The 19,970-nt window shown below is 66.1% G+C and carries 23 protein-coding genes; 14 read left to right on the forward strand and 9 right to left on the reverse strand.

What is annotated here, in order from left to right:
• Positions 1-12 precede the first annotated feature (12 nt).
• Positions 13-582: an NUDIX hydrolase gene (locus tag VI340_RS08020; protein WP_008308807.1), complete on the forward strand. Its 570-nt coding sequence runs from the start codon at positions 13-15 to the stop codon at positions 580-582.
• Between the two features lie 19 nt (positions 583-601).
• Here the strand turns inward: VI340_RS08020 and VI340_RS08025 are convergent, their stop codons facing one another.
• Positions 602-1,426, reverse strand: coding sequence for a hypothetical protein (locus VI340_RS08025; RefSeq protein ID WP_008308805.1), 825 nt, complete (start codon positions 1,424-1,426; stop codon positions 602-604).
• A gap of 296 nt (positions 1,427-1,722) precedes the next feature.
• The gene (gene thiC / locus VI340_RS08030; protein ID WP_336358167.1) at positions 1,723-3,165 is read right to left on the reverse strand and encodes a phosphomethylpyrimidine synthase ThiC; all 1,443 of its coding nucleotides are present in this window, start codon (positions 3,163-3,165) and stop codon (positions 1,723-1,725) included.
• Positions 3,166-3,283: 118 nt separating this feature from the next.
• Here thiC and VI340_RS08035 point away from each other — a divergent pair, with 118 nt between their 5' ends.
• Both VI340_RS08035 and VI340_RS08040 read left to right on the forward strand, forming a co-directional pair.
• Positions 3,284-4,165, forward strand: a complete 882-nt coding sequence (locus VI340_RS08035; RefSeq protein WP_008308801.1) for an extracellular solute-binding protein — start codon at positions 3,284-3,286, stop codon at positions 4,163-4,165.
• The gene (locus tag VI340_RS08040; protein WP_008308799.1) at positions 4,140-4,940 is read left to right on the forward strand and encodes an ABC transporter permease; all 801 of its coding nucleotides are present in this window, start codon (positions 4,140-4,142) and stop codon (positions 4,938-4,940) included. Before VI340_RS08035 ends, VI340_RS08040 begins: the two co-directional genes overlap by 26 nt.
• A 31-nt stretch (positions 4,941-4,971) precedes the next feature.
• Here the strand turns inward: VI340_RS08040 and VI340_RS08045 are convergent, their stop codons facing one another.
• The 7 genes from VI340_RS08045 to VI340_RS08075 all read right to left on the reverse strand — a co-directional run bounded on the left by VI340_RS08045 (position 4,972) and on the right by VI340_RS08075 (position 9,639).
• Positions 4,972-5,799: a molybdopterin synthase gene (locus tag VI340_RS08045; RefSeq protein WP_336358168.1), complete on the reverse strand. Its 828-nt coding sequence runs from the start codon at positions 5,797-5,799 to the stop codon at positions 4,972-4,974.
• A 73-nt stretch (positions 5,800-5,872) separates the two neighbouring features.
• Complete coding sequence (gene moaC, locus VI340_RS08050) at positions 5,873-6,346, reverse strand: cyclic pyranopterin monophosphate synthase MoaC (RefSeq protein ID WP_336358169.1); 474 nt, start codon at positions 6,344-6,346, stop codon at positions 5,873-5,875.
• Positions 6,347-6,390: 44 nt separating this feature from the next.
• Positions 6,391-6,990, reverse strand: coding sequence for a MogA/MoaB family molybdenum cofactor biosynthesis protein (locus VI340_RS08055; protein WP_336358170.1), 600 nt, complete (start codon positions 6,988-6,990; stop codon positions 6,391-6,393).
• A 115-nt stretch (positions 6,991-7,105) separates the two neighbouring features.
• Positions 7,106-7,624, reverse strand: a complete 519-nt coding sequence (locus tag VI340_RS08060) for a TRAM domain-containing protein (protein WP_336358171.1) — start codon at positions 7,622-7,624, stop codon at positions 7,106-7,108.
• Between the two features lie 138 nt (positions 7,625-7,762).
• Positions 7,763-8,080 carry a DUF5783 family protein gene (locus VI340_RS08065; RefSeq protein ID WP_008308793.1) on the reverse strand — a complete coding sequence of 106 codons (318 nt, stop codon included), beginning with the start codon at positions 8,078-8,080 and terminating at the stop codon, positions 7,763-7,765.
• Positions 8,081-8,228: 148 nt separating this feature from the next.
• On the reverse strand, positions 8,229-8,894 hold the full coding sequence (locus VI340_RS08070; RefSeq protein ID WP_336358172.1) for an HD domain-containing protein: 666 nt from the start codon (positions 8,892-8,894) through the stop codon (positions 8,229-8,231).
• Positions 8,895-8,979: 85 nt separating this feature from the next.
• Positions 8,980-9,639, reverse strand: a complete 660-nt coding sequence (locus VI340_RS08075; protein WP_336358173.1) for a helix-turn-helix domain-containing protein — start codon at positions 9,637-9,639, stop codon at positions 8,980-8,982.
• Between the two features lie 180 nt (positions 9,640-9,819).
• On the opposite strand from VI340_RS08075, the gene VI340_RS08080 reads away from it, so the two are divergent.
• The 11 genes from VI340_RS08080 to VI340_RS08130 are packed head-to-tail and all read left to right on the forward strand — an operon-like array spanning position 9,820 to position 19,970.
• Positions 9,820-10,395 carry a hypothetical protein gene (locus VI340_RS08080; RefSeq protein ID WP_007190101.1) on the forward strand — a complete coding sequence of 192 codons (576 nt, stop codon included), beginning with the start codon at positions 9,820-9,822 and terminating at the stop codon, positions 10,393-10,395.
• Entirely contained in the window at positions 10,392-11,048 is a 657-nt protein-coding gene (locus tag VI340_RS08085) for a QcrA and Rieske domain-containing protein (RefSeq protein WP_008308784.1), read from the forward strand. Before VI340_RS08080 ends, VI340_RS08085 begins: the two co-directional genes overlap by 4 nt.
• Positions 11,048-12,442, forward strand: coding sequence for a cytochrome b (locus tag VI340_RS08090; RefSeq protein ID WP_336358174.1), 1,395 nt, complete (start codon positions 11,048-11,050; stop codon positions 12,440-12,442). The genes VI340_RS08085 and VI340_RS08090 overlap by 1 nt, the downstream gene beginning before the upstream one ends.
• Positions 12,439-12,621: a hypothetical protein gene (locus VI340_RS08095; protein WP_336330521.1), complete on the forward strand. Its 183-nt coding sequence runs from the start codon at positions 12,439-12,441 to the stop codon at positions 12,619-12,621. The genes VI340_RS08090 and VI340_RS08095 overlap by 4 nt, the downstream gene beginning before the upstream one ends.
• The gene (locus VI340_RS08100) at positions 12,614-15,472 is read left to right on the forward strand and encodes a molybdopterin-dependent oxidoreductase (protein ID WP_008308778.1); all 2,859 of its coding nucleotides are present in this window, start codon (positions 12,614-12,616) and stop codon (positions 15,470-15,472) included. The genes VI340_RS08095 and VI340_RS08100 overlap by 8 nt, the downstream gene beginning before the upstream one ends.
• On the forward strand, positions 15,469-16,545 hold the full coding sequence (locus VI340_RS08105) for a 4Fe-4S dicluster domain-containing protein (protein ID WP_336358175.1): 1,077 nt from the start codon (positions 15,469-15,471) through the stop codon (positions 16,543-16,545). The genes VI340_RS08100 and VI340_RS08105 overlap by 4 nt, the downstream gene beginning before the upstream one ends.
• Complete coding sequence (locus tag VI340_RS08110; protein ID WP_336330518.1) at positions 16,538-16,765, forward strand: hypothetical protein; 228 nt, start codon at positions 16,538-16,540, stop codon at positions 16,763-16,765. Before VI340_RS08105 ends, VI340_RS08110 begins: the two co-directional genes overlap by 8 nt.
• On the forward strand, positions 16,758-17,591 hold the full coding sequence (locus VI340_RS08115; protein ID WP_008308773.1) for an ethylbenzene dehydrogenase-related protein: 834 nt from the start codon (positions 16,758-16,760) through the stop codon (positions 17,589-17,591). The genes VI340_RS08110 and VI340_RS08115 overlap by 8 nt, the downstream gene beginning before the upstream one ends.
• Positions 17,591-18,271: a molecular chaperone TorD family protein gene (locus VI340_RS08120; protein ID WP_008308772.1), complete on the forward strand. Its 681-nt coding sequence runs from the start codon at positions 17,591-17,593 to the stop codon at positions 18,269-18,271. Before VI340_RS08115 ends, VI340_RS08120 begins: the two co-directional genes overlap by 1 nt.
• Entirely contained in the window at positions 18,268-19,122 is an 855-nt protein-coding gene (locus tag VI340_RS08125; RefSeq protein WP_008308770.1) for a hypothetical protein, read from the forward strand. Before VI340_RS08120 ends, VI340_RS08125 begins: the two co-directional genes overlap by 4 nt.
• Entirely contained in the window at positions 19,119-19,970 is an 852-nt protein-coding gene (locus VI340_RS08130; RefSeq protein ID WP_336358176.1) for a HEAT repeat domain-containing protein, read from the forward strand. Before VI340_RS08125 ends, VI340_RS08130 begins: the two co-directional genes overlap by 4 nt.

Consider the following 19,970-nt stretch of genomic DNA (forward strand, 5'->3'; position numbering starts at 1 on the left):
GATAGGACACAGATGACGAGCGTCGACGACCTGTGGTACCTCTCCGACGGGGCGTGTCAGACCGCCGAGCAGACGTATCACCAGCTCCGGGAGCAGTACAGCGGCTACGTCGAGTTCACGCGCCACCGTAACGTCCCGCGGAATCGGTTCCGGGACGTGGCCGCTGTCGCTCGGGACCACGGCGCACCGTACGGGGCGCACACGCTCGCCTACCGGCCCACTGGTGAACTCCTGCTCGTCCGCCACGAGGGTGTCGATATGTGGGTTCTGCCCGGCGGCGAACTCGATGCCGACGAGTCCTTTCAGGAGGCCGCACTGCGGGAGTTAGGCGAGGAAAGCGGTATCGAAGCGACCATCGAGGGACTGGGGATGCTCGGACGGGTCGAGTTCTATTGTGACGGCAACATGGCCTGGGGCGTCCTTCCGGTGTACGAGGCGCGAGCGGAGACGACCGACGTCGCCGTCGACGACCCGGACCACGAAATCAGCGAGGCGCGATGGTTCGACGAGCTGCCGGCCGATACGCGCGACCGCGAGGAGATTCTACAGTGGCGCGGACAGCGGTTCGGCGGCGGGGCGTAACCCGCCGACACCCAACGCATTACTCCGGCCCGAACGACTGGCCTTCGCGAGCGTCGGCGTTCATCCGCCGGATGGTCGCGCGGGCGTTGCTGGCGTCGTACCCGAACAGCACGGTCTCGGCGTACTCCTCGGCCACCTCGACGGCCTTCGAGAGGTCGTCGACGTCCACGTCGACGGCGTACAGTTCGATGCTGAACGGGGTCGTGAGTCGGTCCTGCCAGCCCTTTGCGAGAATCTCTAGCCAGTAAGTCGTCGAGTACGCCATGTCGTAGATGGGGACGACGAACTCGTCGACGTACTCGGCGATGTCGTCCACGGCGACGCCCGAGCGGGCTTCGAGGTGGCCGGGATAGGGGTCAGGATACAGCGTGAGGTACATCTCACCGGGCACGCGCTCGCGAGCCTCGGCGACGAACTCCGTGATGACGTTACTGCGCCAGGCCGACCAGTCATCGAACTCGCTGTCGGCGAAACGTTGCTCGCAGCGGTCACAGTGGCAGTACTCGTCCCGGGGGAAGCCCACGTCGTCGAGGCGAACGTCCTCGTTGACGGCCGCCGCCTCCTCGATGATGTCGAGCAGGCCCTCGCGGTAGCGGTCGTGGGTCGGGCAGACGTACGTCCAGTCGAAGTAGGGCTGGTTCCGGGTCGCCGGCGTCCCCTCGTCGTCGAACGCGAGCAGGTCCTCCTCGCTCTCGACCGCGTTGTCGCCGAAACAGGACACCATGTTCACCGCGCCGGCAATCGGTTCGACAGCGCGGCCGGTCACGTCCTTGACCTCGTAGAACGCCCGGTCGAATTCGGACCACTCCGTCTCCTCCTCGTTACGGGTGACAACGCCGTACATGCACGCTGGTACGGCCGTTCGCCGGGTAAGGGTTCGGAAAGCGACGGCGCTGTCGCTGACAGCGCAGAGACCGAGAGAATACTGCCGGCCATCGGGATACCCCACCCGTACGACGCCGTTGAGGACCAGTAGGCAGGGCGGCCGACAGTAGATTCAGAGGGCGATACAGTCGATTCGCGCAGCCTTACCGCTTGACGTAGTACGCGAGGGCAAGTGCCATGACCGCGACAAGGGCGATGACTTTCTTTTGCATCGTTTCAATAAACGAACACCGATTATAAAGAACTATCGCCGTGCTAATCGTCGGCACGCCCCTCTGTATCAGCGGGCATATCGGCGTCAGGGCCGGGGATATCGGCCTCGTCGTGGGTACCGACGGGCGGCCGGTTTACCTCCGCCGCTGACGACTCTTCGAGGGCAGTCCGGTCGTCAACGTCAGCCTCGATCGTCTCCATCTCACCGTCTTCCCGCGCGTCCTGGTCGATCCGCATCGAACAGAACTCCACGCCGCACATCGAGCAAAAGCGCGCCTCTTTGTAGTTGTCACCGGGGAGCGTCTGGTCGTGGTACTCGCGGGCGCGGTCGGGATCTAGCGCCAGGTCGAACTGCTCGCGCCAGTCGAAGGCGTACCGGGCTTCCGAGAGCGCGTCGTCCCAGTCCTGCGCCCCCTCGCGGCCGTTTGCCACGTCGGCGGCGTGAGCGGCGATGCGATAGGCTGCAAGCCCGTCCCGCACGTCGGACTTCTCCGGGAGGCCGAGATGCTCTTTGGGAGTCACGTAGCAGAGCATCGCCGCACCAGCACGGCCCGCCTCCGTCGCGCCGATGGCGCTCGTGATGTGGTCGTAGCCCGGCGCAACGTCGGTCACGAGCGGGCCGAGGACGTAGAAGGGCGCGCCGTCACAGACCTCTTGCTGACGTTCGACCTGCCCGGCGACCTGATCCATCGGGACGTGGCCCGGCCCTTCGACCATCACCTGCACGTCGTGTTCCCAGGCGGTCCGCGTGAGTTCCCCGAGCGTGTCAAGTTCGGCGAACTGCGCGTCGTCGCCGGCGTCGGCGAGACAGCCCGGCCGGAGGCCGTCGCCGAGGCTGAAGGTCACGTCGTACTCGCGGAATATCTCGCAGATGGCCTCGAATTTCGTGTACAGCGGGTTCTCCATGCCGTTCTCCTCGATCCACTGGGCGAGGATAGAGCCGCCGCGGGAGACGATACCCGTTTTCCGGCCGTCGGTCAGCGGCAGGTGTTCCATCCGGACGCCGGCGTGGATGGTCATGTAGTCGACGCCCTGCTTCGCCTGCTTCTCGATAACGTCAAGCAGCAGTTCGTGGGTGATCTCGCTCGGGTCGCTGGCGCGCTTGACCGCCTCGTAGATGGGGACCGTGCCGATGGGGACCGGCGAATGCTCGACGTTGGCCGACCGTATTGCGTCGAGGTTACTCCCAGTCGAGAGGTCCATCACCGTGTCCGCGCCGTAGTGGACAGCGGTGTGGAGCTTCTCCAGTTCGCCCTCGATATCGCTCGTCTCCTCGCTGTTGCCGATGTTTGCGTTGACTTTCGTCGCGAACTCCCGCCCGATAATCATCGGGTCCAGTGAGTCGTGACCGACGTTTGCGGGAATCACCGCCTGGCCATCGGCGACTTGCTGGCGGACGAACTCCGGTTCGACACCTTCGCGCTCTGCGACTCGCGCCATCGCCTCGGTGACGGTCCCGTTCCGGGCCGCTGCTAGCTGCGTCATAATCACTAGGTTATACTACTTGATTATAAAACTGCGGTGATCGGTCGCGGTAAAGAGACCCTGTCAATACTGGGACCGACCCCAACACCGATGTACGCGAACAGGAAATAGACGAACAATGGCCCGCCGGACCCGCCGCGCAGTACTCACGGCGCTGGGGAGTGGTATCGCTGCAACGGCAGGCTGTGGGGCGTTCGGTCGGGAGCGGGTGGACGTGCTGGTCGCAGGGAGTTTACAAAAGGCGGCCAGTGAGACGCTACAAACCCAAACAGACGTGGAGGTCGCTGTCGAAGCCCGCGGCTCTGTTCAGGCCGCGCGTCTGGTCGCCGGCGGGAAGCGCGACCCGGCTATCGTCGCGCTGGCGGATCCGACCCTGTTCGACCGGGTCATGAACACCGCCTGGCACGCCGTGGTCGCCAGCAACGAGATGGTGTTGGCGTACAACCCTCAGACGGGCGGCGGGACGCGCGTCGCGGAGGCGGACCCGTGGTACGTCCCGCTCCGGGGGGACAGTGTCTCACTGGGCCGCACCGACCCGACGCTCGACCCGCTTGGCTACCGGACGCTGTTCGTGCTGGCCCTCGCAGCCGACTACTACGACGAACCCGGCCTAGCTGAGGCGGTTCTCTCGCCGGACCAGACCTATCCGGAGACGCAACTGCTCGCGCAGTTCGAGACGGGAGCCGTCAACGCCGCGTTCGTCTACCGGAGCATGGCAATGGAGCGGGACTACCCGTTCCGGGAGTTCCCAGCCGAAATACACCTTGGCGACCCCGCGCACGCCGAGCAGTATCGGACCACCAGCTACGAACTGCCAAACGGCACGGCAGTCGCCGGCAACCCAATCGAGTACGGAGCCGTCCGCCGTGACGAACAAGAAGCGACGCGTACAGCCTTTGAGACAGTCCTGTCCGGCGACTGGCTCACACCACACGGATTTACCGTCCGTCAGGCGTATCCTCGACTAGTGGGAGATGTCCCGAGTACTGTCACGCGGTGAGACCAGGGCCGGCCACACGGTCGGCGTGCGCGAACTCGTGCCCGTCCTGGGAGCGGTGCTGCTCCTGTATTTCGTCGTGCCGGTGCTGGTGCTCGTGCTCACGTACTCCCCGGCAGCACTGCTGACAAGTCTGACTGAAACGTACGTCATCAACGCCGCGATTACCTCCCTCGTCGCCGCGCTCGGCAGTACCACCATCGCCGTCGTGTTCGGCCTGCCGCTGGCCTACTGGCTCTCGAAGAACACCGGCGCGCTGGCGACCGCCGCGATGGGGGTCGTCGTCCTGCCGCTCGTCCTTCCACCGATCGTCAGCGGGATGTTGCTGTTGACCGTCGTCGGCCCGAACGGACTCGGCGGCCTCACAGACCTGGCGCTGACGCGGTCGCTGCTGGGGGTCGTCGCCGCCCAGACGTTCGTCGCGTCGCCGTTCTTCGTCGTCACCGCCAAGGCCGCCTTCGACGGCATCGACGACCACCTCGAAGAGGCGTCGCGGTCGCTGGGCCGTGACTGGGTCGGGACGATGCGCTCGGTGACGGTGCCGCTCGCAAAGCCCGGCCTGCTCGCCGGTCTCGTGCTGACCTTCGCCCGTGCGATGGGCGAGTTCGGCGCGACGATGATGCTGGCGTACTACCCGCGGACGCTGCCGGTCCAGATCTGGGCCTCGTTCATTTCGGACGGACTGGACGCGGCGCTTCCCGTGGCAGTGGTCCTGCTGAGCGTCGCGCTCGGGACGCTGCTGATAGTCCATGCGCTCCGGGCGACGCCGTGGCGGTAGCAGTCGGTATCGTGAAAACAGCGCCGCCGACTCACCGCTCGTGTGCCCAGAACTCCTCGTCGACGGTGACTTCTTTCTTGAACAGCGGCACCTCCTCCTTGAGACGGTTGATGCCGTCTTCGACAGCACCGAACGCCTCGCCCCGGTGGCCGGCCAGGATGACGACGAAGACGATGTCCTCGCCAGCGTCGACTACCCCGGTCTTGTGGTGCAGGCGAACCGCGTGGACGCCGTCCCGCGCTTCGAGGTCCCGCCGGAGCGCGGCCATTTTCTCGGCAGCGACCTCGTCATAGCGCTCGAACTCCAGAAGCTCCGTCGGCTGGTCCTCCGGTCCCTCCCGTGCGCGGACGCGCCCGGTGAAGGTCGCAATCGCGCCGGAGTAGACCTCGTCCGGGTCCCGCTTTACGTCCGCCACGAGCGTCTCCAGCGTGATGTAGGGGTCCCGTTCCTCCATCGCCGCGACGATGTCGTCGAGATCGGCGTCCGCGCCGTGGGGTGCGCGATGCACGACGGGGTCGGCGACCTCGCGGTCGGCCAGAACGACCTTCGGGATGCTCGCGTCCGAATATCCCTCGACAAGTGCGTAGTCGTAATCGGGCGCGAGCGCGTCCAGCGTCTCATCGAGCGTTCGGGATTCGCCCGTCGCGTACCACTCGCCGTCGTCGGTAAGCGCGACCGTCTCGGCCGCGCCGGCGTCGCGGTGGCGAGCCGTGTCTTTCCCGTCCGTGTCGACGTCCGGGGGGTGCGTGCAGTGTTTGACCGTCGCGACACGTCCGGACCCGGAGAGCCGCTGGGTCAGCCGCTCGACCAGCGTGGTCTTCCCCGACTCGGAATGGCCGACGATACCGAGGACTTGCATGCACACCGGTAACAGGGCGACGTAGATAGACCTTTTTCATAGGAGCGGCGAAGGTGCCGCCGGTAGCTGCTCTTCACCGGTCGACGGTCTTCTCGACCACGCGGATGTCTTCGATGGCCGTCGCGGGGTACTCGCCGTCCTCGTCTTTCTCGTTTGCCTTCACCATGTCCCAGACGACGTTGAGGCCGGTCGTCACGCCCTCCAGCGCCTCCATCTCGCAGCCGGTCTTGCCGACCGTCTCGACGGCGACCGTGATTTCGACGGCCTCGTCGCCGACGGTGAACTCGACTTCGACGTTCGTGATGGGAATCTGGTGGCACATCGGCACTGTCTCCCAGGTGTGTTTGACCGCCTGAATCGCGCCGATGCGGGCCGTCGTCAGCACGTCGCCTTTCTCCACCTCGTCGGCATCGATGGCCGCCAGCGTGGATTCTGTGAGCCGAATCTGTCCGCGCGCGACCGCGCGGCGCTGGCTCTCGGCCTTCTCGCCCACATCGACCATCTGTGCGTCCCCGTCCTCGTCGACGTGCGTGAACTCCTCGGGCATGCGTCCCTGTAGCCGACGCCGGCCCAAAACCGTGCGGGTCCGCGTTACCGACGGACGAGGCCGAGTAGGTGGCCCACCGCTGGCGCGACGAGTTTCTCCGCGCCCGTCCGAGCGGCGTTCTCGCTCCCGGGCAGACAGAACACCAGTCGGTCGTCGACAACGCCGGCGGTTGCCCGCGAGGCCATCGCCATCGGCCCGACCTCCTCGTAGGAGAGCCAGCGGAACAGCTCGCCGAAGCCGGGAATCGGCCGGTCGAACAGCGGTTCGATGGCGTCGACGGTCACGTCGTCGGGCGTGAGTCCGGTCCCGCCGGTCGTCAGGACGACGTCGACGCCGTCATCCAGCAGGTCGGCGACGGCGTCCTCGATTGCATCCGTCTCGTCGGCGACGAGGCGGCGCTCGACGATTTCGTGGCCCGCGTCCTCGCAGGCCGTGGCGATGATGTCGCCCGCCGGGTCGTCGTCCAGCGTTCGCGAGGTCGAGACCGTGAGGACCCCTATTTCAACCCCTTCGGCGTCGTGGGCGTGATGATCGTCGTAGTCGTGCTCCCCATGACTGTGGTCGTGGTCACTGTCATGGCCGTGCTCTCCGTGTTCGTGGCCCGCCTCGCTGTCGCTGGCTGCCTCGTCATGGTCGTGTCCCATACCCGAAACGACAGTCGGCGGAGAAATATACCCTCGGCTGTCTGGCCGGTGACCGGCGGTCGGACGGCGGCCCCGGCACCGCACCAAGCCAGGTCTGGGCTGAGAGGACAGCGGCTTACTCGTAGTACGGCAGGCGCTCGACGACCTCCGCGAAGGCCACGTTCTCGCGGACCTGCTCCATCTCGACGCGGAGGCGCTCCCCGACATCTGCGTCAGAGACGATGACGACGTACCCGCCGTCGATACGCGCGACGCCGTCGCCTTTGTCGCCGATGTTTTCGATCTCGACCACGCGCGTTTCACCCTCGGCAACTGGCGGGGACGACGGTGCGAACTCCGGTTCCCTGCTCCGCCCGTCGGACCGGGAATCGGACTGGGTCTCAGACTTAGATTGGGAATTGGACTGAGGCTCGGGCTCCGATTGGGAATTAGAGCGAGGCTCGGGACTGGAATGAGACTGTGGCTGGGGAGTGGGTGCCGCAGCCGCCGACTGGAACAGTGCGATCCGGTACAGCGTCTCGGGGGCCAGCGTTCCCAGTTCGACTTCTTGTTTCGGAATCTCGACCACGTACGAGTCGTTCTGCTCCTCGACGGAAGCCGTAAAGAGACAGTGAAGATCTGAATCGGTCGCCATTAGTATAATTGGTTCAGCTAGCACCGGAACTGCATTGATTCTGGTGTTTTCGATCCGCCGGGCCGACCGCTGCTGGAAGGGGTGACAGACAGGCTGTGCACGCCCGCTATCGAGCGATCCGTCGGGCAGAACTCGGGGTTACTCGAACTCGAACAGCCGACGGAGCTCGCGCTCGATGGCGTCGGTGAACGCCGACAGCACTGTGTCGAACGTCGCTTCGTCGCCCGGCAGAGACTGTGCACGCGCCGCAGTGTCGTCGGGCAGCCGGATGCTGAACGCCCCGTCCCCCTCGTACACCGGCTCGCTCTCGCTGAGAATCTGCCGGTCGATCCCGCGAAGGACCTCGGAATCGTACTGCCCGTGTAGCTCCTGGTACGCGTTCGAATACGCCGTTTCGAGCTCCTCGAAGTAGTGGACGTACTTCTCGTCGAACTTCTCGGCGTCGAACTCGGTCATAGATGCAGTGTCGCCGGGGCGAGGGTAAAGGGTTCCGTGCCTCAGAGATGGATTTCCCAGCCGAAACGGCTGCAGCGTCAGTCGGCATCAATGCGGTCGGATTCGGGCTCCGCCGGTCGAGGGTCTATCGGCCACGACCGGACGCCGCTTACCACTCCCCCGTGCCTCCGATTTCACCGTCGAATCGAGTGAAAAACTCGTCCATAAATTCCCGACGAGTCCGACCGAGACGGCGGCCGGGGTGGGTGTACAGCATATCTAGGCGTTCTCGGGCCCATTCCCGAAGCAGCGTGATATCCGGATGATCCGACGATTCGAGGTCAGTATCTGACGTGTCATCGATGACAGCGTATTTCTTACCCGTCCGCCCAGATCGCTCGCCGACGATACAGGCCAGTCGGACGAGTCCGCGTGCCCCGGCAGCGTCCAGTTTGTCCGCATCGAAGAGGAGTTTCGCCTCCAGCGTTCTCGGCTCCGGAGAACTCGCGCGGATACTGTGTGCTCGGATACAGTGTTTGACACAGTCGATTCGGTCGGGTTCCACGTCTTCAGCCGCGAGTAGCTGTGCGGCTTCCGCCGTGGCCCATTCGTCGTGGTCATCGATTTCACCGGCCCGCTCCCGGGGCCGACCAATATCGTGGAGCCACGCCGACGCGGCAAGGACATCCCGGTCGACCGAGCCGTCGCAGTGGCCCGCGAGCCGAAGCGCGACGTCTCGGACTCGCTTGGCGTGAAACTGGTCGTGCGCTGGGAGGGCGTCTTCGTAGTACGGGACCGACAGTGTTCGAGCGAGGGGACCAAGTTCCTGTGTCATTGGCGGCGGTGGCACCTCGCGTGCCGGCTGGAATAACTGCTGTGAAATGCCTCTGTATCGCTGACATGAAGCGGAGCGGTCCCACTCAGCGGGAGTCAAGCAGGTCGTCGAGGAGTTTCCGCTGGGCGGCGGCGAGATGTTCGGTGAACGTCGAGGTGGAGATGTCAAGCGCTTCGGCCACGTCGCCGGCAGTCGCATCGCGCGGATGCTCGAAGTACCCCATCTGGTGGGCCTGGCTCAGCACCTCGCGCTGGCGATTGGTCAGTTTCGCGCGGTCGAGCACGACCGGCTGATCCGTCTCCGTGGACGTGTCTTCGAGTAGCCGCCGTAGTTTGACAGTCTCGCCTTCCGACTGGAGGTCGGCAACGATATCCCGCAGAGTCGGCATATCGTCGACGAGAAACGTGACAACGATGGATTCGGTATCCGCCGTGAACTTCTGGACGACACAGCCGGCCGCTTCGATACGTTCACAGACACAACCCTGTTCGGCCGCCCGGGACACCTGGAAGACGTGTCGCTGGTCGTAAGCGAAGACATGGTCCACATTCGGGAGTTCGCTCTGTAGCGCTCCCGGGTGGTCATCACCGCCCTTGAGCGTGAACTCTTCGAGGACGCGGTCGGCATCACCATTCGTTGCGCTCCGAGAGACCGACGACACTGACCACTCCTCGTCAGCGTGTGGCTGTACTTGACAGGACCGAGGACCGAACACTTCGACCTCGGCGAGCATTCGGCCCGACATACACGGTAGATGTGCCGGCTTCCATAAGAAAGGGCAGGCGAACATGTTCGTATAAAAAACCGCCATATAATGGGCCTAAGATGTCGGGCTGGCAGTTCATCCGGGTTCTGGGACAAACCCCGAACACAGCGACACAGCGCAGCCGTTCGAATCGCTGGCGAACCGAGATAACACAAGATTATGAGACGCAACACGATACTCATCGGTCTGTTGATAACAGCGGTGTTGCTGCCGATGTGGTACGTCGCCTTGCACGGCGAGCCACCGTCGGAAGAAATCGCTATCGACGAGAGCGTCAGCGACATCCGGCCGCTCGAAAGCCCAGTAGAGACGCCGAACAAGCTGTCACCGAGCCAGGTCGGTGTCGTCGTCTGGGTCGCCCTGTTCGGTCTCGTGGGCGTGTTGACGGCCGCCCACCAGTTCATGAACAGGGCGGTCCGGCCGCCTGACGACGCCGAGCCGGTCACCGACGGCGGGACCGTCTCGCTGCCGTGGCTCAACACGGAGCACCGCTGGGTTGTCGAGTACCACGACGCCTCGGACGCCATAGAGGGACTCGTCGCCATGAGCGGGCTGACAGTCCTGTCTATCGTCTTCGCGGCGCTGTTCACCGGCGAGTACCTCACGCTCGCCCGCACCCAGTACTTCGGGCTGTACGCGACCGGGATGTTCCTCTCGCTCGCGCTCTCGACGGTCGCGTACTACGCCTGGTTCATGCCACACGTCGAAGTCGCCGAAATCAGGGGGCACGAATGATAGACTATCCGAAACCCGATGACGACGACGAGGAACAGGGCGACGACTGCTCGTGTGACGGGGCCACCGGTACATCTCCCACACTGTATGGGGACGCCCGCGCGGAACTCCGCCGCCGGGACTTCGCGAAGTTCCTCGCGACCGTCGGCGGCCTGACCGCCGTCGCCAGCCTCACCGCGCCGCTTGCCAGCACCACGCAGGTGTTCGAGCGGGGATACAACGGGCCGGTGTACTCCGACGGCATCCACCTCGTCGACAGCGAAGGCGAGCGCATCACGGAGAGCCGGCTCTCCGAGGGCGAGCACATGACCGTCTTTCCGGAGCCCCGACCCGGCATCGAGGACGCACCGACGCTGCTGGTGCGCTACGCCGAGTCCGACTACGGCAGCGACATCTCAGAGGGGTTCACCGTCAACGGCTACGCCGCCTTCTCGAAGGTGTGTACCCACGCCGGCTGTATGGTATCGGACCGGGAGGAGGACCTGGTCGTCTGTCCCTGCCACTTCGGGAAGTTCAACGTTCTGGAAGGGGCGGCGGTCAGCGGCGGCCCGCCGGGGCGACCGCTCCCACAGCTTCCGATTACGGTGACAAGCGACGGATTCCTCGTCGCTACTGGGGACTTTGAGGGGCCAGTCGGTCCCGGAGGTGGATAATGTCCCGCGCCAAAGCCGTCTACGACTGGTTCGACACCCGCCTCGACCTGGAGAACGGCCAGACGTTCCTGGGCAAGGCGTTCCCGGCCGAGGACTCGTTCCTGCTGGGCGAGGTGGCGCTGTTCTGTTTCCTCCTCCTGATCCTGTCGGGGGTCTTCCTCGGGTTCTTCTTCGAGCCCTCGACCTCCGACGTGGAGTACGACGGCAGCGTCCAGAAGTTCCAGGGCGAGGAGATGCCCGAAGCGTTCGTCTCGGTGTTGCACATCACCTACGACGTGCCCTTCGGGATGTTCATCCGCCGGCTCCATCACTGGGCGGCCCACCTCTTCGTCGCCTCGATAGGGTTGCACATGTTACGGGTGTTTTTCACCGGTGCGTACCGCAACCCGCGGGAGCCGAACTGGATCGTCGGCACCGGTCTGGCGGCCCTCTCGATGGGCGCGGCCTACACCGGCTACGCCCTGCCGTTCGACGAGTTCGCCGCCACAGCCACGAGCATCGGCTACAACCTCACGATATCAATACCATTGGCAGGTGATTTCCTCGGCCAGGTGGTGTTCGGGGGTGAGTTCCCCTCGTCCGCCACGATTCCGCGGCTGTACTTCCTGCACGTCCTCGTGATACCGGCGGCCATCGCCGTGGGCCTGGCCGTCCACATGGCCATCCTCATCAGGCAGAAACACACCGAAGCCCCGCGGGACGGTGACGTGACGGCCGGCCGCCAGACTGTCGACGAGGACGACGACGACATCATCATCGGCCTGCCCGCGTTCCCGAACCAGGCTGCGGTGTCGGCAGTCGTGTTCTTCGTCACTGCGGCGACGCTATCGGCGCTTGCGGGCCTGCTCCCGGTCCACAACGTCGCCGAGTACGGCCCGAACGACCCCGCGGCCACGCCGGCGCTCATCATGCCGGACTGGTTCCTGATGTGGGTGTACGGCTTCCTGAAGCTCCTGCCACAGATCAGCTTCAACATCGGCCCGGCCCACATCAACGGGGAGTTCGTCGGCGGCATCGTCCTCCCGGGGCTGGTGTTTGCCGCGGTCGCCCTCTGGCCGTTCATCGACCGGACGGAGCCCACACACTTCACCGCGGACCCGCTGGACCGGGCCTGGCAGACCGGTGTGGGCGTGGCCGCCGTCGCGTTCATCATGATCGCCTCGATTGCGGGGATGAACAACATCCTCGCGGACCAGGTGCTCGGAACGACGACGAACGTGGTCAACCCCATCCTGACGGCCGCGTTGCTCGTCGTCCCGCCCGTCTTCGGCGGCATCACGTACCTGCTGTTGCGCGACGGCGAGCCCGCGCCATCACAGGAGGGCGACGTAGCCGCGGACGGCGGCGCAGTAGACGAGAGAACGGCTAGCACCGAATCGGAGGAGGACGGATGACTGCGAGCGTCAAACTGACTGCGCGGCAGTATCGCCTGCTGGATACGACGAGCAAGCTGGTCGGCCTCGTGCTGGTCGCCGCCGGCCTCGAAGTCGGCGGCAGCACGCCGACCGGCATCGCGCTGGCTATCGTCGGGGCTGCCTGCGCGACTGCGACAGTGTTCATCACCAATGAGTAGAAACGACCTGACCGACGACGAAACGGACAGTGCGGGAATCAGTCGCCGCGACTTCGTGCGCGGCCTCGGCGCCGCGTCGCTGCTTGGCGCGACGGGGCTGTCCTTCGCCGACGACGGCATGGACGGCCTCGAAGCGGTGGACGATCCCATCGGGTCGTATCCGTATCGGGACTGGGAGGACCTCTACCGCGACGAGTGGGACTGGGACTCCGTCGCCCGCTCGACCCACAGCGTCAACTGCACCGGTTCGTGCTCGTGGAACGTCTACGTCAAGGACGGCCAGGTCTGGCGCGAGGAACAGGCCGGCGACTACCCGACGTTCGACGAGAGCCTTCCGGACCCGAACCCGCGCGGGTGTCAGAAGGGGGCCTGCTACACGGACTACGTCAACGCGGACCAGCGCGTGCTCCACCCGCTCCGCCGCACGGGCGACCGCGGCGAGGGCCAGTGGGAACGGATTAGCTGGGACGAGGCACTGACCGAAATCGCCGACCACGTCATTGACGAGGTACAGGCGGGCCGGTACGACGCGATTTCGGGATTCACGCCGATTCCGGCGATGTCACCGGTTTCTTTCGCGAGCGGAAGCCGTCTCGTCAATCTGCTGGGGGGCGTCTCGCACAGCTTCTATGACTGGTACTCGGACCTGCCGCCGGGCCAGCCGATCACGTGGGGCACCCAGACGGACAACGCCGAATCCGCCGACTGGCACAACTCGGACTACATCATCGCCTGGGGGTCGAACATCAACGTCACGCGCATCCCCGACGCGAAGTACTTCCTCGACGCCGGCTACGAGGGCGCAAAGCGAGTCGGCATCTTCACCGACTACTCCCAGACGGCCATCCACACCGACGAGTGGCTCTCGCCCCACGGCGGCAGCGACACCGCGCTCGCGCTGGGGATGGCCCAGACCATCGTCGACGAGGGACTGCACGACGAGGAACACCTCAAAGAGCAGACCGACATGCCGCTGCTCGTTCGGGAGGACACCGGGAAATTCCTCCGGGCCAGCGAGGTCGGTCTCGCCGAGGACGCCGACGACCCGGACAAGGTGTTCGTCATGGTCGACGCCGACGGCACCCTCCGTCGTGCGCCTGGCTCGCTGGGTGAGCGGGACGGACAGAAAGATTACTCCGCAAGTATCGAACTCGACTTCGACCCGCAACTGTCGGTCGAGCGCAGCGTCGACACCGACGAGGGCAGCGTCGCAGTCCGGTCGGTCTGGGAGAACCTCACCGACGAACTCAGTCAGTACACGCCGGAAGTCGTCCACGAGGAGACCGGCGTCGGTACGAACACCTACCAGCGGGTCGCCCGCGAGTTCGCCGAAGCCGACGCCGCCAAAATCATCCACGGCAAGGGCGTCAACGACTGGTACCACAACGACCTGGGCAACCGCGCCATCCAGTTGCTCGTGACGCTGACGGGGAACCTCGGCGACCCCGGCACCGGACTGGACCACTACGTGGGCCAGGAGAAAATCTGGTCGTTCCACGGCTGGAAGGTGCTCTCGTTCCCGACCGGGAACGTCCGCGGCGTCCCGACGACGCTGTGGACCTACTTCCATGCCGGCATCCTCGACAACACGGACCCGGACACCGCCGAGAAGATACGCGAGTCCATCGACAAGGGGTGGATGCCGGTCTACCCCGAGGAGCGCGAGGACGGGAACCGACCGGACCCGTCCACGATGTTCGTCTGGCGCGGGAACTACTTCAATCAGGCCAAGGGCAACGTCGCCCTCGAAGAACAGCTCTGGCCCAAACTCGACCTCGTCGTCGACATCAACTTCCGGATGGACTCGACGGCGATGTACTCAGACATCGTCCTGCCGGCGGCCAGCCACTACGAGAAGTACGACCTCTCGGAGACGGACATGCACACCTACGTGCATCCGTTCACGCCAGCTGTCGAGCCGCTCGGCGAGGCCAAGACCGACTGGGAGATATTCCGCCTGATCGCGGAGAAAATACAGGAGCGCGCCCAGGAGCGCGATGTCGAGCCCATCGAGGATCGCAAGTTCGACCGGACCATCGACCTCACGACCATCTACGACGACTACGTCCGCGACTGGGAAACCGGCGAGGAAGGAGGGCTCGTCGAAGACAGAGCCGCGGCGGAGTTCATCCTCGAACACTCCGAGGAGACCAACCCCGAGGGCAGCGACGAGCAGATAACCTTCGACGACATCGACGAGCAGCCACAGCGGTTCCTCACCGCCGGCGACCACTGGAGTTCGGACATCAAGGACGGCGAGGCGTACGTCCCGTGGCAGGACTACGTCCACGACAAGAACCCCTGGCCGACCTTCACCGGCCGCCAGCAGTACTACATTGACCACGACTGGTACCTCGAACTCGGCGAGGAACTCCCGACCCACAAGGAGGGGCCCGAAAACACCGGCGGCGACTACCCGCTGTCGTACAACACGCCCCACGGTCGGTGGTCCATCCACTCGACGTGGCGCGACGACACCAAGATGCTCAGGCTCCAGCGCGGCGAGCCCGTAGTGTATCTGAACCCCGAGGACGCCGAAGAGCGCGGCATCGAGGACGGCGACACCGTGGAGGTGTACAACGACCTCGGGAGCGTCGAGGTGCAGGCGAAGATCTACCCCTCCAGCGAACCGGGGACGATCCGCCACTTCTTCTCCTGGGAGAAGTTCCAGTACCCCGACCGGGACAACTTCAACACGCTCGTCCCGATGTACATGAAGCCGACCCAGCTGGTCCAGTACCCGGAAGACACCGGGGAACACCTGTACTTCTTCCCGAACTACTGGGGGCCGACCGGGGTCAACAGCGACGTGCGCGTCGATGTCCGACCGAGCGGAGGTGACACCGAATGAGTACCGACCAACAGGACGATCAGGGCGAAGAGGACACGCTGGTCAACGTCGCCGACGGCGTCGACCACCAGGTCGCGATGGTGATGGACCTGAACAAGTGCATCGGCTGCCAGACGTGTACCATCGCCTGCAAGAACCTCTGGACGGAGGACGGCGGCAGCGAGTACATGTACTGGAACAACGTCGAGACCAAGCCCGGCGAGGGCTACCCGCGGGGCTGGGAGGACTCCGGCGGCGGCTGGGAGTCGAGCGAGCACTCGGACCGCTCGCCCGGCGAGATTCCCGACGAAGAGGACTACGGCCGCGCCTGGGAGTTCAACCACGAGGAGATCATGTACGAGGGCAGCGACGAGCCGCTGCGGCCCCGCGACGGCGCGGAGTGGGGGCCGAACTGGGACGAGGACCAGGGGGCCGGCGAGTACCCCAACAGCTACTACTTCTACCTCCCGCGCATCTGCAACCACTGCACCCATCCCTCCTGTGTCGAGGCCTGCCCGCGCTCGGCGCTGTACAAGCGCCAGGAGGACGGCATCGTCCTCGTCGACCAGGACCGCTGCCGGGGCTACCGCTACTGCGTCGAGGGGTGTCCGTACAAGAAGGTGTACTACAACACTGTCTCGAAGAAATCCGAGAAGTGCATCTTCTGTTACCCCCGCATCGAAGGGGAAGGCCCCGACGGGGAGACGTTCGCCCCGGCCTGTGCTGAGGAGTGCCCGCCACAGCTCCGCTTGGTCGGCTTCCTCGACGACGAGGAGGGACCGATTCACAAGCTCGTCAACGAGTACGAAGTGGCCCTGCCGCTCCATCCGGAGTTCCGCACGCAGCCCAACGTCTACTACATCCCGCCCTTCGCCCCCGGCCAGCACACGGAGGACGGGGAGACGGTCGACATCGACCGGATTCCCCGGCAGTACCTCCGGAACCTGTTCGGCGACGGCGTCGACGAGGCGCTCGACACTATCGACGCCCACCGACAGCGCGTCCGACAGGGCGGTGACAGCGAACTAATGGAACTGCTTCAGGACAAGAACCCGGCCAAACAGTACCGACTGGAGGTGTTCGACGATGAGTGAGCACCGCGAACGAACGTCGAGCTCGGAAGACCTGCGGTCTTCCGGCGTTCGAACGAGCGAGCGTAGTGAGCGAGTTCGAATCCGCTGGCGAATACGCCAGCGGTGTTCGACGATGAGTAGCGAGCCGCTACGCGGCTCGGAAACGCGAGCGGGCGATGCCCGCGAGCGGTCCCAGTTGGCCGCCCCTGAGCGTGCTCAGGGGGTGGTCAACGATGACTGACCACCGACGCACGCTCATACTCACGGCGGTGCTGGCGGGGCTCATCGTCGTCTCGACGGTGGCCGCGCCGATGGTGAGCGCCCGGCCAGCACACGAGATTCCGGTTTCGGAGGTATCGACGGCCGACCTCGCCGAACCGAGTGCCGACGGCTGGGCGGAGGTCCCGGCCTCGGACGTGCCGCTTTCGAGCGCCCCGAGTAGCGTCCCGAACGCTGATGACACGTCAATCGAGACGGTCGACGTCCAGGCCGTCCGGACCGACGAACGGCTGTACGTCCGCCTAGAGTGGCACGACGCGACCCGGGACATGAACGCCAGCGCCACGCGGGAGTTCGCCGACGCGGTCGCGGTCCAGTTCCCGGCGAACACGAGTTCTCGGCCGCCGATAGCGATGGGCGGCCCGGACAACCGCGTCAACGTCTGGTACTGGAGCGGATCGACCGGGACGCAAGAACTGCTGGCCGGCGGCGCTGGCTCGACCACGCCGTTCGAGAACCCGACCGTCCAGGCGAACGCGAGTCACAGCGGCACCGGCGGCAACGCCACCTGGACGGTGGTGTACTCGCGCCAGCTTGACGCGCCGAGCGAGAACCGGACCGACCTGCGGACCGACGGCGACCTCGACGTGGCCTTCGCCGTCTGGAACGGCTCTAACGGCGAGCGGTCCGGCCAGAAGGCGGTCAGCGAGTGGCACTACTACCCGTTCAGCGGCGGCCCGCAAGGACCGCCCTACGAGACGCTGCTGTGGACCCTCGCCGGCATCGCCATCGTCGCCGTCGTCGGCGTCACCAGCTTCGGCATCTACCGCACGCGGGGGGCCGAGTAATGGCGACCACGCCAACCGACCCGATGGACGACCTCGACGAGGACGCGGCCGCCCGGGGTGCGGTGTACGCGACGCTCGCCAAGGCGTTCGAGTACCCCGAGGAGTCGTTCCACAGCGCGGCGGCCGATGGGACGCTGGAAGCCGATTTGAGAGCCTGTCTCGACCGGACGGGCCTTGACGTACCCGTCCCGTCGCTCACCACCGACGACGACTACGAGACGCTCGCGGCCCGCTACAACGACATCTTCGAACTCGGCTACAGCGAGTACACGGACCGGACCGACGGCTCGCTGGAAGCGGAGGGGCCGCCGGTCCCGCTGTACGAGTCCAAATACCGGCCGGACCACTCCTGGAACGACGTGAACCTCGACCTCTCGCGGGCCTACAGCCACTACGGCCTGGAAATCGACCAGGACGAGCGGGACAACCACGACGCGCTGACCTACGAACTGGAGTTCGCGGGCTACCTGGCCCGCCGTGAAGCCGCCGTCGGCGAGGACGCCGCAATCGCTCGGCTGGACTTCCACGACCGCCACCTCGGCCATGCGGCCGCGGGCGTCGCGGACCGACTGGCAGACGAGCCCGGGACCGACATCTACGGCGGCTTCGGCGAACTGCTGGAGGCGTTCGTCCGCGCCGACCGCAACGACCTCGCGGAACGGTTGGAGGACCAGCGATGACGGCGGCGCTACAGCAACGAGTCAGACCGCTGCTGCACGGCGGGAGCCACTCGCTGGCGAACCTGGCAGTCGGCGCTGCGGCCGTCGCGGTCGCCGCCCGGTACTTCGCCGTCCTGTTCGTCAACGCACCGGGGTACGCGGGCCTCCCGGTCTCGCCTGGCCTGGCGACAGGGGTGTCCACGGCCGTCGTCGCCGCCGCGGCTATCGCCGTCGCCGTCACCGACGCCGACCCGCTCACCGGCATCGGCCTGCTGTTCGTCGGCGTGTTCGGCCTGCTGTCGCTGCTCAGTAGCGCAGCGGCGCTCCCGGCGGCCGCCGCCGTCGTCCTCGGAACGGCGACCGTCGCCGCCGTCGCGGGACGCCATCTGGACCTCGTCTCGGCCGCCGCAGTCGCCCTGCTCGTCGCGGCGCTGAGTATCGGGCTGGCCAGCGGCGTCGGCGGCTGGACGGGCCTCCGACCGGCGGCCTCGACCGTGGCGCTGCTCGGGATCGCGTCGATGCCGGCGTTCGCCGCGACGGACTGGCGCTCGCTGTCGACGGCGGACTGGGGCGCAGTAATCGGGGGACTGGCCGCCTTCACCGTCGTCTTTGCCGTCGGTCGCGCCGTCCCGTTCGTCACCGGCGCGGTCACGCTCACCGGGACCGGCGTCGTCGGGACGAGCCTGCCGGTCGTCGCGCTGGCGGTCGCCGGTGCGGTGACGGCGGCCAGCGCGGCCAGCCGAACGCGGCGATGGCCGCTGCTCGCCGGCGTCGCGCTGGTCGCGTTCGCGGGCGTCCCGGCGTCGATCCCGCGTGCGCTCCCGTTCGCGCTCGGCATCGCCGTCCTCACTGCACAGGAGGGCCAGCGATGACGGGCTGTCACGACGACGACGAGTTCGAGAAGCACCTCGAAGAGGACCCGGACCCGCAACTGGACCCCGAGCGCAGTCCGGGCCTGCACACCGACATCGAAGCGCTCGAAGACATCGAAGTATCCCGCGAGGACGTGACCATCGGCGAGGCGACGCCCGAAGAGCTGGCCGCCAGCGACACCGAGCCCGTCGAGGGCGACGCGGTGGCGTCGCTGCTGTCCGACATCGAACACGGGGAAAAGACCGACCGCCGCCGCGCCGCCCTCGAACTCAAAGACCGCGCGTCCACCGACGAAATCGTGGCGGCGCTGGCCCGCGCTGCGACGACCGACGACGACAGCGACGTGCGCCAGTTCGCCGTCGAGGCGCTGACGGCCCACGGCGGCGAGCGGGCCGCAGCGGTGGCAGTGGAACTGCTTTCCGACCCCGACCCGTGGGTCCGGGCGGAGGCCGTCGTCACGCTCGACAACGTCGACCGCGAGGCCCACGAGGACGACATCGAAGACGCAGTCCACGACGACCACCACGCGGTCCGGCGCAACGCGGCCATCTCGCTGTTCAAGCTTCGCGGTGAGGAAATGGCCGACCTGCTGTTAGAACAGAGCCGCGACGACAGCGAGCGGGTCCGCGAATGGGCCGCCCACATGCTCGGCGGCGTCGACGAGGACCGCGCCCGCGAGCGACTGCGCGAACTCACCGACGACCCGGCCACCGTGGTCCGCCAGACCGCCGAGCGGTCCCTCGACGTGGACCCCGGACGGTTCCGGCGGCAGTTCGGCGGTGCGCTGGAGAACGACGCCCGACTGCTGCCCGGCGAAGACAGACTCAATCGGATGCCCGACCTCTGA

The organism is Haloarcula sp. CGMCC 1.6347 (assembly GCF_037078395.1).
GTDB classification, from domain to species: domain Archaea; phylum Halobacteriota; class Halobacteria; order Halobacteriales; family Haloarculaceae; genus Haloarcula; species Haloarcula amylolytica.